Below are 14269 nucleotides of genomic sequence, written 5' to 3' on the forward strand. Positions count from 1 at the left end.
GGGCGCGGGATTTTGCGTCTGCTGGGCGAACTTTCGAGCGCGCTGAATACAACGGTGGTGTGGGCGGCCGATATCGGCGCTAATAGGCGATCGTGTCCATCCACACCGAAGACCTGACCAAGATCTACGGGTCGACCCGCGCGCTGGACGGCGTGTCGATCTCCGTCGGGCAGGGCGAGATCCTGGGCGTCGTGGGGGCCAGCGGCTCGGGCAAGAGCACCCTGGTGCGTACCATCGCCCTGCTGGAACGTCCCACCAGTGGCCGGGTGGTGCTGGACGGCCAGGATCTGACGGCGTTGTCGGAGAAGGAGTTACGTGGTGCCCGCCGGCGGCTGGGCAATGTGTTCCAGTCGGCCAACCTGCTCGACAATCGCACCGTTCGCGCCAATATCGAATATCCGCTGGAGATCGCCGGCTGGGACCGCAAGAAACGCTGGTACCGCGCGCAGGAATTGATCGAACTGGTGGGGCTGACCGGCCGCGGGGACGACTACCCGGCCCAGCTGTCCGGTGGCCAGCGCCAGCGGGTGGGCGTCGCCCGGGCGCTGGCGGCGCAACCATCGGTGATCCTGGCCGACGAGCCGACCAGTGCGCTGGATCCCGCCACCACCCAGGAGATCCTGGGTCTGCTGACCGATCTGCGTGACGAGCTCGGTGTCACCATCCTGCTGATCACCCATGACCTGGCGATCGTGCGGCAGATCGCCGACCGCGTCACCGTGCTGAGCCATGGCAAGGTGCTCGCCCAGGGCGGCCTGGCCGACGTGGCGGGCGATCCGGCCGCCGGCCTGTTGCCACCGCTGGAGGCCCCGCCGGCACCGGCCGGTGACGAGCTGATCGTCAACGTGCGCGCCGGCGCCGATGCGACCGCGTCCTTCATCAGCGCGCTGTCGCGCGAGCTGAACACCGATGTCCGCATCCTCGACGGCGAGGTGTTACGCCTTGGTGAGCAATCGGTTTCGCAGTTCCAGCTGGGCCTGACCGGAGTGGACCACTCGGCCACCGAACGCTGCGACGCCTACGTGCGGTGGCTGCAGCGGCACGGCCTGACCGTCGTCGCTCCGGCGGTCGGGGCGCCGGTATGAGCGGATCACTGCTGTTCACCACCGACGCGGTTCCGGTGGCCCTGTACCAGACGCTGCAGTTGGTGTTCATCCCGTTCGTGTTCGTCATCGCGTTCGGCATCCCGCTGGGGGTGGTGCTGTACGCCACGGCGCCCGGCGGGCTGGCTCCGGTGCGTTGGCTCAACACCGTCCTGGGGGCCATCGTGAACGTCACCCGGTCGCTGCCGTTCCTGGTCCTGGTGATCGCGCTGTGGCCGTTGGGCCGGTTGCTGGTCGGCTCCAGCCTGGGCACCGTCGCGGCGATGGTGCCGCTGACCATCGGCACCATTCCGTTCCTGGCCCGGCTGGTGGAGACCTCGCTGCGCGAGGTGGACGCCGGCAAGATCGACGCCGCCACGGTGGTCGGCGCCACCCGGTGGCAGATCATCACCAAAACGCTGCTGCCCGAGGCGATCAGCGGCATCATCTCGGCTTTGACCGTCACCGTCATCGCATTGCTGGGCTTCTCGGCGCTGGCCGGCGTGATCGGCGGCGGCGGGCTGGGCGACCTGGCCATCCGCTACGGTGCACGGTCCTACGACGGCCCGGTGCTGTGGGCGACGGTGCTGCTGCTGATCGTGTTGGCGCAGATCTTCCAGGTGGTCGGCGACTATTTCGCGCGGCGCACCGACCACCGTGCCCCCAACTCCGCAACCGAACCACGAAAGGTAACCTCATGACCACCCCGGATGGACCACCGAAATCCCGTAAGCCGCTGTATCTCTCGCTCGGCGCCGTGGTGATCGTCGTGATCGCCGTCGCCGCGTTCCTCACGCTGCGCGGCTCCGGTGACAAGCACAAGCTCACCGTCGCGGCCACCCAGGTGCCGCACGCCGAGATCTTGGAATTCATCAAGAACGGCCCCGCCAAGGATGCCGGCCTGGATTTCGACATCCGGGTGTTCGACGACTACTCGCTGGGCAACCGCTGGCTGGCGGAAGGCGATATCGACGCGAACTACTTCCAGCACAAACCCTATCTGGACGAGCAGGTCGCCGATTTCGGGTACAAGCTGCACGCCTTCCCCGGCGTGCACATCGAGCCGTACGCCGCGTTCTCGCAGAAGTTCACCTCCGCCGAACAGCTGCCCGACGGCGCCAGTATCAGCATCACCGATGACGGCTCCAACCAGGCCCGCGCGCTGAAACTGTTGGCTAGCAAGGGCTTGGTGACGCTGCCGGCCGGCGGACCGGTGAACGTGCACACCGTCGGCAACCCGAAGAACCTGCGGTTCGTGGAGGCTGCACCCGACCTGCAGGCCAAGGCCGTCCCCGACGTGGATCTGGCGATCCTCAACGGCAACTACTTCCTGGATGCGGGCTACACCCTCAAGGACGCGCTGATCGTCGAGTCGCTGCAGGACAATCCATACGCGAATTTCCTCGTCAGCCGGGCGGACAACGCGAACAACGCCGATATCGCCAAACTGGACGAGCTGCTGCACAGCGACAAGACCCGGGAGTTCATCAAGCAGCGCTGGCCCGGCGGGGACGTCTCACCGGCGTTCTGAACCGAATTCGTAATCGTCGAGCGGGAAGCGGCGGCTGCGCCAGTACGCCTCGGGGGTGCTGGCCGGCCGCAGCGGTACGTCACCGTTGCGGTCGAAGTAGTAGCTGTTGGCGGTCGAACAGCTGTCCTGCCAGAAGATCTGGCGGTGCCGCTTGCGCATCATCTCGGCGAAGTAGCGGTCGTTGGCCTCCCGCCGAACCTCGACCCGGGTCGCACCGGCACTGCGGGCCCGGCGCAAACAGCGCACGATGTGGTGGGTCTGGGTTTCGATCAACGCGAAGAACGACGAGCCCACATATCCGTACGGGCCGCACACGTTGAAGAAGTTCGGGAAGCCGGGCACGCTGACGCCCTCATAGGCCTGCATCCGCTGCGTCGACCAGAACTCGGCCAGTGATTGTCCGCCGGAGCCGAGCACGGGGAAGGTGCCCGAGTCGACGTCCATCACCTTGAAACCCGTTGCCAGCACCAGGATGTCGGCGTCGTGGACGGCACCGTCGGTGGTCGCGACGCCGTGCGGCCGGATCTGCGCGATGGGTTCGGTGACCAGCGTGACGTTGTCCCGGCTGAACGTGGACAGGTACGTGTTGTGGAATGCCGGCCGTTTGCAGCCCACCGCGTACGTCGGGGTGAGCTTGTCGCGCAACACCGGATCGGGCACCTCGCTGCGCAGATACCGGCGGCCCAGCGCCTCGGCACCCTTGGACAACGGGAACACCCCGTGATATTGCGCCGACAGCGGGAAGGTCACCTCGACATAGGCCTGGCTGAGGGCGCGCTGCACCGCGCTGCCGCCGGGCAGGCGCATCGCCCAGCGGGCCGGTGCGGGCAACGGCACGTCGAACTTGGGGAAGCACCAGATCGGGGTGCGCTGGAAGACCGTGAGCTGCTGGACGAGCGGGGCGATTTCCGGGATCAGCTGGACCGCGGAGGCGCCGGTGCCGATGACGGCCACCCGCTTGCCGGTCAGGTCGACGCGGTGATCCCAGCGTGCGGTGTGCACGGTGGTGCCGGCGAAGTCGCCGACGCCGTCGATATCGGGCAGCTTGGGGACGTTGAGGACGCCTGCGGCGTTGATCAGGTGCCGGGCGGTGACTGGTCCCGTGGAGGTCTCGACGCGCCACACGTCCTCGGTGTCGTCGAACACCGCACCCGTCACCTCGGTGCCGTAGCGGATCCTCGGGCCGATCCCGTACTTCGCCACGCAATGGTCGGCGTACGCCTTGAGCTCGTGCCCGTGCGCATAGGTGCGGGACCAGTCGGGGCTCTGCTCGAAGGAGAACTGGTAGGAGAACGACGGAATGTCCACGGCGATACCGGGATAGGTGTTCCAGTACCAGGTGCCACCGGCCTGCTCACCCGCCTCCACGATCAGGTGGTCCGACAGGCCGGCCTGGTCGAGTTTGATGGCGGCGCCGATGCCGGAGAAGCCGGCACCGACGATCAGGGTGTGCACATCCGGATCCGCCATGTCGTTCCCCTAGGGGTGCAGGGCCGCCCGTAACGCGGCCAGCCCGCGCTCGGTGGCCTCGGTCGCGGCGGGGGAGGCCAGTGCCAGGCTGACGTAACCGTGCACCATCGTGGGCTCGTTGCTGCGCTGCACCGGAACGCCCGCCGCGCTGAGCAATTCGGCGTACCGGCCGCCGTCGTCGCGCAGCGGGTCGTGCTCGGCGGTGCCGATGAACGCCGGCGGCAACCCCTGCAGCGACGCCGCGTTGGCCGGTGCCACATCGGTGGGCAGCGCGGCCGGGTCGTCGAGGTTCATCCCCGGCAGATACCACTCCAGGAAGGCCTCGACCACCTCGTCGTTGAGGATGTAGGCGTTCGGGTTCTCCAGGAACGACGGGGCGGTGCGGTCACCGACGGCCACCGGATACCACAGCAGCTGGAACACCAGCGGCGGCCCGCCGGCGTCGCGGGCCCGCAACGCCATCACCGCCGACAGGTTGCCGCCGGCCGAATCGCCGGCCACCGCGATCCGGGCCGGATCCCCGCCCAGCTCCGCGGCGTGCTCGCCGACCCAGCGCAGCGCCGCCCAGGCGTCCTCGACCCCGGCCGGGAACGGGTGCTCGGGCGCCAGCCGGTAGTCCACCGACACCACGATCGCCTCGGCGCCCACGGCGTGGGCACGGGCCACGTGGTCGTGGGTGTCCAGATCGCCGATCGCCCAGCCCCCGCCGTGGTAGAAGACCACCACGGGCAGATTGTCGTGCCGATCCACCGGCGGCCAGTAGATGCGCACCGGGATGTCGGTGAGTTCGCCGTAGGAGACGGTGCGCTCCTCGATCCGCAACTGCGGCAGCATCTCGGCCGGCGGGCGCACCGCGCGCATCCGCTCCCTGGCCACCTCCACCCCTTCGGCCTTGGTGAACACCATGGGCACGGCGTCCAGCAGCGCCTTGAGGATCGGGTCGACGTCGGGTCGGGTGGTGGTCATGCCTCAGGCTAGCGCGGCCCGCAGCGCGGCCAGCCCACGATCGACCGCCTCGGTCGCCACCGGCACCACGCCGTGGTAGCCGAGGTACCCGTGCACCAGGGTGGGGGCGTGATCCACCTGGACGGCTACCCCGGCCGCGGCCAACAGCTCGCCGTAGCGCACGCCGTCGTCGCGCAGCGGGTCGTACCCGGCCACGGCGATATAGGCCGGCGCCACGTCGGCCAGCGAGTCGGCGCGGGCCGGCACCAGCGTGGCCGGCGGGTTCTTCAGGTCGGCGTCGCCGGCGTACAGCAGGGAGAAGCCGCCGACGGCGCGGCGGCCGAGGATCGGGGCGTCGGCGTTCTCGGTGAACGACGCCAAGGTGGTGTCCCAGGTGGTGGCCGGGTACCACAGCAGCTGCAGGCGCGGTTGCAGGCCGGCGTCGCGGGCCAGCAGCGCCACCACCGCGGCCAGGTTTCCGCCGGCCGAATCACCGGCCAGCGCAAGGCGTTCCGGGTCGGCGCCGAGCTCGTCGGCATGCGCGGCGACCCATTGCGTCACCGCCCACACGTCGTCGACGGCGGCCGGGTAGGGATGCTCGGGGGCCAGCCGGTAGTCCACCGACACCACGACCGCACCGGCCCCGACGGCGTGCTCGCGGGCGGTGCCGTCATAGGTGTCGAGATCGCCGACCACCCAGCCGCCGCCGTGGAAGAACAGGACGACCGGCGGGCGCGACTCGGCGGTGTCGGGCCGGTACACCCGGACCGGGACACCGGCGATGGTGCGGTCCTCGGTGCGCAGGTCCTGGTGCACCGGGCGGCGGGGCAGCGCACGGAACCGCTCGCGGGCGGCTTCGGCACCACCCTCGGTGGTCAATTGGAACGGCACCGCTTCCAGTACCTTTTCCAGAATGGCGTCCAGGGCGGGTCTGTCGGTACCGGGTTCAGGCATGGCATCACCGTACGCAGCGCGCCCGACCCGGCTGCTGTGGGTGCTGGCGCTGCTGGCCGCCGCCGGATACGGCGTCTTCCTGATCACCGTGGCGCTGCGCGTGCCGGCCGGGGCCGAGCTGACCGGGCAGTTCGGCCTGCAGCCCGCCGTGAAGGCCGCCGCGGCGGTACTGCTGGCGGGCGCGGCGCTGTGGCACCCGGTCGGCCGGGAACGGCGCTGGCTGGTACCGGCGCTGATGTTCTCCGCGGCGGGTGACTTCCTGCTGGCGCTGCCCTGGTGGCCGCCGTCCTTCGTGCTCGGGCTGGGCGCCTTCCTGTTGGCGCACCTGTGCTTCCTGACCGCGCTGTACCCACTGGTCGGTCGCAGCACGCCGCGGCTGGCCGCCGCCGCGGTGGTGGTGGCCGCCTGCGTGGTGCTGCTGGTGTGGTTCTGGCCGGCGCTGCTGGAACAGGGCATGGCGGTTCCCGTGGTGGTCTACATCGGGGTGCTGGGTGCCATGGTCTGCGCGGCGCTGCTGGCGCGGCTGCCGACACCGTGGACGGCGTTGGGGGCGGTGTGTTTCGCGGTGTCCGACGGGATGATCGGGATCAGCAAGTTCGTGTTGGGCAGCGAGCGGCTGGCCGTGCCGATCTGGTGGTTCTACGCCGCCTCGCTGCTGCTCATCACCGCGGGCTTCTTCTTCGGCCGACAGCGGTGACGGCGAGCCCCCAGCCCGCCGAGCACGAGCCGATCGCGCGGGTGCTCCCGATGCTGTCGGTCCCGCACCTGGACCGCGAGTTCGACTATCTGGTATCGGCCGACCAGTCCGACGACGCCCAGCCCGGCGTGCGGGTGCGGGTGCGTTTCCACGGCCGCCTGGTGGACGCCTTCGTCCTCGAAAGACGCTCGGACACCGACCATTCCGGCAAACTCGGCTGGCTGGACCGGGTGGTGTCGGCGGAACCGGTGCTGACCCAGGAGGTGCGCCGGCTGGTCGACGCGGTGGCCGCCCGCTACGCCGGCACCCGCGCCGACGTGCTGCGACTGGCGGTGCCGCCCCGGCATGCCGCGGCCGAGAAACAGACGAGCCCCGACCTGCCGCCGCTGGGCGAGCAGCCCGTCGATGCGTCGGGCTGGGCCGACTACGGTCGGGGGCCGCAATTCCTGGATGCCGTGCGGCAGGGCCGCGCCGCCCGCGCCGTGTGGCAGGCGCTGCCGGGGGAGCGGTGGCCGCAGCGGCTGGCCGAGGCGGCCGCCGTGGCGGTGCATTCCGGGCGAGGCGCCCTGCTGATCGTCCCGGACCAGCGCGACGTCGACGCACTGCATGCCGCCGCGTGTGAGCGCGTGGACGAGTCCAGGGTGGTGGCCCTGTCGGCGGGCCTGGGCCCGTCCCAACGGTACAAGCGCTGGCTGGCGGTGCTGCGCGGGCAGGCCCGGCTGGTGATCGGCACCCGCAGCGCGGTGTTCGCCCCGGTGGCCGACCTGGGACTGGTCGCCGTGTGGGACGACGGCGACGACTCCCTGGCCGAGCCGCGCGCCCCCTATCCGCACGCCCGCGAGGTCGCCATGTTGCGCGCGCACCAACTGCGCTGCGCGGCACTGCTGGGCGGGTACGCGCGCACCGCCGAGGCGCAGGCGTTGGTGCGCAGCCGCTGGGCACACGATCTGGTGGCCTCCCGCGCGGTGGTGCGGGCCCGGGCGCCGCGGGTGGCCGCGGTGGACGACAGCGCGTTCGACCAGGAGCGTGATCCGGCGGCCCGCACCGCCCGGGTGCCCTCGATGGCGTTGCGGGCCGCCCGCACGGCGCTGGCCGCCGGGCATCCCGTGTTGGTCCAGGTGCCGCGGCGCGGCTACATCCCGGCGCTGGCCTGCGCCCGCTGCCGCACCGTGGCCCGCTGCCGGCACTGCACCGGGCCACTGTCGTTGCCGGACCGCGACGCCCACGGTGCGGTGTGCCGATGGTGTGCCCGCACCGAGCTGTCGCTGCGATGCGTGAGTTGCGGGTCCGACGCGGTGCGGGCGGTGGTGGTCGGCGCCCGCCGCACCGCCGAGGAACTGGGCCGCGCCCTGCCCGGTGCGGTGGTCATCACCTCCGGTGGTGACAGCGTGCTCTCCGCGGTGCGGGCCGGGCCGGCCGTCGTCGTCGCCACCCCCGGCGCGGAGCCCACGGCGCCCGGTGGATACGGGGCCGCCTTGCTGCTGGACGGTTGGGCCCTGCTGGGCCGGCAGGACCTGCGCGCCGCCGAGGACACCTTGCGCCGGTGGATGGCGGCGACCGCACTGGTGCGCAGCCGCGCCGACGGGGGCATGGTGGCGGTCATCGCCGAGTCGGTGATCCCCACCGTGCAGGCACTGATCCGCTGGGACCCGTTGGGGCATGCCGAAGCGGAGCTGGACGCGCGTACCGAGGTCGGCCTGCCGCCGGCCGTGCACCTGGCCGTGCTGGACGGTGCCCCCGAAGCCGTCGCCGCCCTGGTGGACGCCGCGACGCTGCCGGCCGAGGCCGAACTGCTGGGACCGGTCGACCTGCCGCCCGGCGCGCGACGGCCGCCGGGGGTCGCGGTCGACAGTCCCATCAGCCGCATGCTGGTGCGGGTGCCGCGCAGCACCGGTCTGGAATTGGCGGCCGCGTTGCGCCGGGCGGTCAACGCGATGTCGGCCCGCCACGACCAGCAGCCGGTGCGGGTGCAGATCGACCCGCTGCACATCGGTTAGTCGTCACCACCACACCGCGGCGGCGCAGCCGATGCCGAGCGCGGCGGTCACTGTCCCGGTCACGGGAATCACCCACCGCGCCGGCGCGACGGCGCCCCGCCCGCAGGTGAGCTCTGCGCGCCGAACCCGGTGTGCGGCACCGGCGGCCAGCAGGGCGATGACGGCGAGTCCGTGCGCCCACCCGGGCAGTTCGCGGGCGCGGAAGGCCAGCAGGACGGCCACCGCCAGGAATCCGAACACCGTTCTCTCCCAGCTGAGTTGCGTGCGCTCATGCTGCAGGCCGTCGGCTTTCACCCCGCCAGCACCGCCAGGATCAACACCGCCGCGCCGATGATGAGCAGAAACCCGGTCAACATCGCCGGCAGGTGTGTCGCCGGCAGGTCGGCGTCGGCTCGCATGGCCTGCTGCACGCGCTGCCAGCGCCGCACCGACGCGGCCGCCACCGCGGCTCCCGCCGCGATCAACGCGGTGGCCAGGCCGCGGCGTCCCCACGAGACGGCGAACGGTCCGAGCAGTTGCGCGACGGCGACGCCGCCGGCGATCAGGGCGAGCGCCGTCCGGATCCAGGCCAGGAACGTGCGTTCGTTGGCCAGGGTGAACCGGTAGTCGGGTTCGGTGCCGCCGTCTGCCGACGGCCGCGCGGCGGGCATGGCGGGCACCGTCATGCGCCGTACCGCAACCAGATGGGCAGACACTTGTCGAGCTGCTCCATGAACTTCTCCAGCCCGACGCGGTGCTCCCCGAATCCGGTGGGGTCGACCCGGTAACCCGGAAAGGCGATGCCGATCCCGAACAGGCCGGGGGCGATGATGCCGTTGGCGGGGTTGTGCCGCAGCGGCCCCCACTGGGGTGCCGCGACCCGCCGCGGCTCGAAACCCACCGTGTAGATCACCTGATCGCATCGGCCCAGCAACTCGTCGAACCGCGGGTCGTCCACGAGGCACCGGTGCAGCCGCTCGGGCAACCGTCCGTCCAGGTTGTCCCTGGCCCATTGGGCGGCATGGCCTTTCAGGCCGGTGTCGTCGAACAACGTCCAGTCACCGAAGTCGACGGCGTAGCGCAGCGGATGCTGGTAGAAGTTGATGATCTTCGCCACCGGCCGGCTCAGCAGATTGGGCAGCACCAGCATGGTCGAATGCGACGAGCCGAACACGGCGACCGTCGCACCGTCGAGCGGTTCGGCCGCCAGCTTGCGCGCATCGACCGCGACGTCGAGCGGAATCTCGCGCAGACCCGGGTAATCCAGGCTGCGGGCCTCGGATCCGATGGCCAGCACCACGTTGTCCGAGGTGAGTACCGACCGCTCGGTGTGCACGGCCCAGCTGCGCCGGGTCAGCTCCAACCGGGTGGCCGTGGTCTTGTGGGTGGCGACCCGCTCGGCGAGGCGGCCGGTGATCCATTGCAGTGGTTCGGCAACCGCTCCCAGCGAGCACGTCTGGCGTGGGTCGAGGCCGCGGATCGGGAAGTCCGGCGCCTCGCGGAACTCGAACGCCGCGGGTGTCTCCAGGAAATCCAGGAAGCCACTGACCCGGGTGTTGCTGGACACCACCGACCACCGGGTCCCGAAATCGCCGACGGCGAATTCCGGGTCCACCCAGGCGATCTCGTCGGGACGGATGCCGGAGTCGATCAGCCGACCGACTGTGGCTATGCCGGCCGGACCGGCTCCGATGATCGTCCACCGATAGTGCGTCGGATGCATGGCTGCGGGCTCCTTCGGATGTCTGTGTCGTGGTGCCGATCAGCACCACACACTCATCGTCGGCCCGGCCGTCGCCCGGCGGTACGGACCACATCGTTGTGAGCTCACAAACTCCGGTTGTGGGCCGGCGGTCAGTGCGCCGCTTGCCGTGTGCCGATGTGCCCGAGCAGGTCACGAACCGCGCCCGCCGGCGGCGTCCGCCCGCCGACCCAGATGGCGCGAAGCTCTCTGTGCAGGTCCAGCTCCGGCGTCGGCACCTCGCGTAACCGCCCGAACGCGAGATCGTCGGCCACCGCGAGCCGGCTCATCACGGCGGGGGCCTGACTGGCCAGCACCGCCGCCCGAACGGCCGCCGCGGAGGAAAGCTCCAGCAGGGGAGAGGCCTGCTCGGCGGGCTGGTAACCGGCCCGCCGCAGTGCGGCGATGAGGGAGTCGCGGGTACCGGAACCGGCTTCGCGGCAGATCAGCGGCGTCTGTGCCAGCTCCGCCGCACTCACCGGGCGTGACCGCCTGGCCCATTTGTGGCTGGGGGCCACCACGACCACCAGCTCGTCATGGGCCACCACCCTGGTTCGCACACCCGACGGCACCGCCGGACTTTCGACGAAGCCCACATCGGCCGCCCCGCCGGTGACGTCGGCAATCGCGTGATCGCTGTTCGTGGCCGTCAGCGTGACCTCCGGCGCGGGACTCCCGTTCTGTAGCGCGGCGGCGCGCAACGACACCAGCCAGCGCGGCAGCAACTGCTCGGCGATGGTCTGGCTGGCCGAAATCCTGATGCGGCTGCGGGTCTCCGCACGCAGCGACGCCAAACCGGCATCCACGTGGGTGGCGACGTCCAACAGTTGATGGGCCCACTCGGCAACCACCACCCCGGCCGGTGTCAACTGCGATCCGCGCGGTGTGCGGACCGCGAGCTTCACACCGGTCTGTGCCTCCATCGACGCCAGCCGGGCCGACACCGCCTGTTGGGTCACCCCGATCTTGCGGGCGGCCGCGCCCAGACTGCCCGTCTCGGCCACGGCCATCAGCACCTCGAACTCGGTGAGGCCGGGCATCCGCGAACTCAAAGCCATGGCCTCGATGAAAGCACAGCACGACCCGTATCGGCCCGGGTGAGCGTGCCTCCGGTCACAAACGATGGTTGTGAACCGACAGCAATCCAGCCACTACTGCGAGCTCCTATCACCGCGAAACATGAATGTCGTTCACACCCAACCGATACAGGAGGACGTAGAGATGACCCACATGACCAAGGTGACGATGCTGAGCCTGGCACCGGTGGCCGCGGCCGTCGCGATGGCACTCGCACCCGCAGGCGGGGTGGGTGTCGATCCCCAAACGCCCTACGGCACCAACCCGGCAACCGGCACCGTGCCGACCTATCACGTCGACAACCAGGACGAGGTCGACACCTCCGGTGGATTCGTCGACCGGGCGTTCTGACCGGGCCAGGCCGGGTGCCAGGCCGTGTATGGGCAAAACGGCGCGTTGCACATAAGGTAGTGCACAGCCGGCGCACAGGAGGTGAGGATGGGACGACTGATCCGGTGGTCGATCCTGTTGGTACTCATCGCTTTTGGTTTCCTGTGGCCCGTGGTTTTCAGCGGCGGCTCCGGATCGGGCGACCCGGTCGACGACCCGGTACGGATCACCGATTACACCGCCTCCTACACCGTCGACGCCGGTGGGCGCCTGGACGCGGTGGAAACCATCACCGGTGAGTTCCCCGAGGACCGGCACGGCATCTTCCGGTACTGGGACGTGGCCAACCCGAACAGCCCGCACGTGCGCCAGACGCCGAGGATCGACGCCATCGCGATGGACGGCCGACCGGCGCCCTACCAGATGCTGTGGGAGCGCGGTGAACGGTTCCGGGTCGCCAAGATCGGCTCCGCGGACGTCACCCTGGACGAGGGCACCCACGTCTTCGAGATCCGCTATCACATCGACGGCGTCCTGGACTCGGGAAAGGTGGGCGCGGACAAGCGGTTCGCGTCGAGCACCGGCGGTCGCCACGCCCCCACGGCCTTCTACTGGAACGTCATCGCGCCGTCCTGGAACAACGTCATCGACCGGGTGAACATCACCGTGACGCTGCCCGCGAAGGTGGTCGGTGCGCAGTGCTCGGTCGGTTTCGGCGCAGGCCGGGGCTGCACCGATCTGGCGGTGCGCGGTGACACGGTGACGTTCCTGGCGAGCGGTCTGCAGCCGCGCACCCCGGTCACCCTGCGTGCCGGCATCGACATGCCCACCCCGGCCCGCACCGAAGTGCCGTGGCCGTTCCCGTTCGACCGGATCCTGGGGCAGTCGGTGACCCAGGTGGTGGTGCTGCTCGGGTTGTCGGTGCTGGCCGGTCTGGGTGCGGTGCTGGCCTACCGCACCACCGTGGAACCGTCGCCGGGTTTCCCGCTGCAGTACGCGCCGCCGCCCGGGTTGGGGCCCGTCCAGTGCGAGTACATCCGCACCGAGTCGATGCCCAAGGACGGGCTGACCGCGACGCTGTTCCACCTCGCCGAGCGCAAACTCGTCGAGCTGCGGCAGGTGAACGACAAGCAGTGGAACATCCGCGGTATCGCCGCCCCCGGCGCCTGGGCCGACGTCGACTATCCGAGCGCTGCGGTCGGCGGGGCGCTGAAGGTGATCGGCCAGGGCACCGAGTTCGAGGCCAAGAAGACCGTGACGGCCGGTAAGAAACTCAACAAGGCCAAGACCGATCTGACCGCGGCCGTCCAGGACTGGGCGGTCAAGGACGGGCTGCTGGTCAAACGGCGCAAAGAGCTGTGGGTACGCACGGCCAACGCGGCGGCCGCCGTGCTGATGGTGTGCGGCTTCTTCCGGTGGGGATTCCCGATCACGCTGTGGGCGTTGCCCTTTGCGGCGTTCTTCCTGTTGTCGCTGGGTTCCTGGGCCGACGGGGTCGGCACCCGGCGCACCGAGGCCGGGCGGCAATTGTGGTCGCAGGCGGGCGGCTTCCACCGGATGCTGACCACCGATTCGGCCGAGAGCCGCTTCGACTTCGCCGCCCGCAAAGATCTCTACACCGCCTACGTACCCTATGCCGTGGCCGCCGGCGCCGCGGCACTGTGGGCGCAGAAGTACCAGGCGTCCACGGGAACGGTTGCCCCGCAACCGGAGTGGTACCACTCGGCATCCGACGACTCGTCCGGCTTCACCGGTGGGTCGGGCGGGCCGAGTTTCGACAGCTTCGAATCGGCGCTGTCGTCGTCGATCGGGGCCTACACCGCATCGCAGTCGTCGTCGTCCTCGGGCAGCAGCAGTAGCAGCAGCTCCGGGGGCGGCGGGGGCGGCGGTGGCGGCGGCGGAGGAGGTGGATCATGGTGAGGTTCGTGCTGATTCTGGTGCTGCTCATCGCGGTGGCGGTGCTGATCGGATTCGTGGCCGGCTACAACAAGCTGCGCGGCGCGCAGGTGCGGGTGTCGGAGGCGCTGTCCGGGATCGACGTCGAGTTGACCCGGCGCGCCGCGCTGATCCCCGGCCTGGTGCACACCGTCGGGTCGTTCGCCGCCCACGAGAAGGCCATCCTGGATCGCGTCACCGATGCGCGGGCCCAATTGACCGCCGCGACCGGCGGGGCGTCGGTGACCCAGCGCAGCGCGGCCGAACGTGTTCTCGACGACGCCGTCGGCCGGGTGCTGGCCCTCGGCCAGAGTTATCCGCAGTTGAACTCGTCGAACAACTTCTTGGACCTGCAGCGCAACCTCGCCGACACCGAGAACAAGCTGGCCTTCGCCAGGCAGTACTACAACGACGCGGTGGCCACCCTGAACCGGCTGGTGGCCACCATGCCGTGGATGTTTGTCGCACCGCTGGCCGGGGTGACCGAGCAGGAGTTCTACCAGGCGCCGCGCTAGCGGGCCCTAGACTGTC

15 protein-coding genes are annotated in these 14269 nt (G+C 70.3%); 8 read left to right on the plus strand and 7 right to left on the minus strand.

The genetic code is table 11. The features are described from left to right. The first annotated feature begins 92 nt into the window (after positions 1 to 92). The 3 genes from BN977_RS30135 to BN977_RS30145 are packed head-to-tail and all read left to right on the plus strand — an operon-like array spanning position 93 to position 2613. Positions 93 to 1085: a methionine ABC transporter ATP-binding protein gene (locus BN977_RS30135; protein ID WP_234709691.1), complete on the plus strand. Its 993-nt coding sequence runs from the start codon at positions 93 to 95 to the stop codon at positions 1083 to 1085. Next, complete coding sequence (locus BN977_RS30140) at positions 1082 to 1783, plus strand: methionine ABC transporter permease (protein WP_036403744.1); 702 nt, start codon at positions 1082 to 1084, stop codon at positions 1781 to 1783. Before BN977_RS30135 ends, BN977_RS30140 begins: the two co-directional genes overlap by 4 nt. Continuing rightward, positions 1780 to 2613, plus strand: a complete 834-nt coding sequence (locus BN977_RS30145) for a MetQ/NlpA family ABC transporter substrate-binding protein (RefSeq protein ID WP_036403746.1) — start codon at positions 1780 to 1782, stop codon at positions 2611 to 2613. The genes BN977_RS30140 and BN977_RS30145 overlap by 4 nt, the downstream gene beginning before the upstream one ends. On the opposite strand, the gene BN977_RS30150 is transcribed toward BN977_RS30145, so the two are convergent. From BN977_RS30150 to BN977_RS30160, 3 genes are read right to left on the minus strand one after another with little or no spacing between them, the layout of a single operon-like run. After that, on the minus strand, positions 2599 to 4083 hold the full coding sequence (locus tag BN977_RS30150; protein ID WP_036403748.1) for a flavin-containing monooxygenase: 1485 nt from the start codon (positions 4081 to 4083) through the stop codon (positions 2599 to 2601). The two genes, BN977_RS30145 and BN977_RS30150, sit on opposite strands and share 15 nt — an antisense overlap. Positions 4084 to 4092: 9 nt before the next feature. Continuing rightward, on the minus strand, positions 4093 to 5049 hold the full coding sequence (locus tag BN977_RS30155) for an alpha/beta hydrolase (RefSeq protein ID WP_024452829.1): 957 nt from the start codon (positions 5047 to 5049) through the stop codon (positions 4093 to 4095). Positions 5050 to 5052: 3 nt separating this feature from the next. Further along, positions 5053 to 5982 carry an alpha/beta hydrolase gene (locus BN977_RS30160; RefSeq protein WP_036403750.1) on the minus strand — a complete coding sequence of 310 codons (930 nt, stop codon included), beginning with the start codon at positions 5980 to 5982 and terminating at the stop codon, positions 5053 to 5055. Here BN977_RS30160 and BN977_RS30165 point away from each other — a divergent pair. Further along, positions 5981 to 6679, plus strand: coding sequence for a lysoplasmalogenase (locus BN977_RS30165; protein ID WP_191262665.1), 699 nt, complete (start codon positions 5981 to 5983; stop codon positions 6677 to 6679). The two genes, BN977_RS30160 and BN977_RS30165, sit on opposite strands and share 2 nt — an antisense overlap. Before the next feature lie 50 nt (positions 6680 to 6729). Continuing rightward, entirely contained in the window at positions 6730 to 8676 is a 1947-nt protein-coding gene (locus BN977_RS30170; RefSeq protein ID WP_084172788.1) for a primosomal protein N', read from the plus strand. Between the two features lie 3 nt (positions 8677 to 8679). On the opposite strand, the gene BN977_RS30175 is transcribed toward BN977_RS30170, so the two are convergent. The 4 genes from BN977_RS30175 to BN977_RS30190 form a co-directional block, all read right to left on the minus strand. Beyond that, positions 8680 to 8970, minus strand: coding sequence for a DUF202 domain-containing protein (locus BN977_RS30175; RefSeq protein WP_024452825.1), 291 nt, complete (start codon positions 8968 to 8970; stop codon positions 8680 to 8682). Next, positions 8967 to 9341 (minus strand): YidH family protein, encoded by a 375-nt coding sequence (locus BN977_RS30180; protein WP_234709692.1) that lies wholly within the window; start codon positions 9339 to 9341, stop codon positions 8967 to 8969. The genes BN977_RS30175 and BN977_RS30180 overlap by 4 nt, the downstream gene beginning before the upstream one ends. Further along, on the minus strand, positions 9338 to 10378 hold the full coding sequence (locus tag BN977_RS30185; RefSeq protein WP_024452823.1) for an FAD/NAD(P)-binding protein: 1041 nt from the start codon (positions 10376 to 10378) through the stop codon (positions 9338 to 9340). The genes BN977_RS30180 and BN977_RS30185 overlap by 4 nt, the downstream gene beginning before the upstream one ends. Before the next feature lie 131 nt (positions 10379 to 10509). Then, on the minus strand, positions 10510 to 11454 hold the full coding sequence (locus BN977_RS30190; protein WP_024452822.1) for a LysR family transcriptional regulator: 945 nt from the start codon (positions 11452 to 11454) through the stop codon (positions 10510 to 10512). Positions 11455 to 11617: 163 nt separating this feature from the next. On the opposite strand from BN977_RS30190, the gene BN977_RS30195 reads away from it, so the two are divergent. The 3 genes from BN977_RS30195 (at position 11618) to BN977_RS30205 (ending at position 14253) form a co-directional block, all read left to right on the plus strand. Further along, positions 11618 to 11824, plus strand: coding sequence for a hypothetical protein (locus tag BN977_RS30195; RefSeq protein WP_036403756.1), 207 nt, complete (start codon positions 11618 to 11620; stop codon positions 11822 to 11824). A gap of 87 nt (positions 11825 to 11911) precedes the next feature. Further along, a complete protein-coding gene (locus BN977_RS30200) occupies positions 11912 to 13723 on the plus strand; it encodes a DUF2207 domain-containing protein (RefSeq protein WP_036403758.1) in 1812 nt (603 codons plus the stop codon). Beyond that, positions 13717 to 14253 (plus strand): LemA family protein, encoded by a 537-nt coding sequence (locus BN977_RS30205; RefSeq protein ID WP_036403760.1) that lies wholly within the window; start codon positions 13717 to 13719, stop codon positions 14251 to 14253. Before BN977_RS30200 ends, BN977_RS30205 begins: the two co-directional genes overlap by 7 nt. Positions 14254 to 14269 lie beyond the last annotated feature (16 nt).

Source organism: Mycolicibacterium cosmeticum (genome assembly GCF_000613185.1).
Taxonomy (GTDB): domain Bacteria; phylum Actinomycetota; class Actinomycetes; order Mycobacteriales; family Mycobacteriaceae; genus Mycobacterium; species Mycobacterium cosmeticum.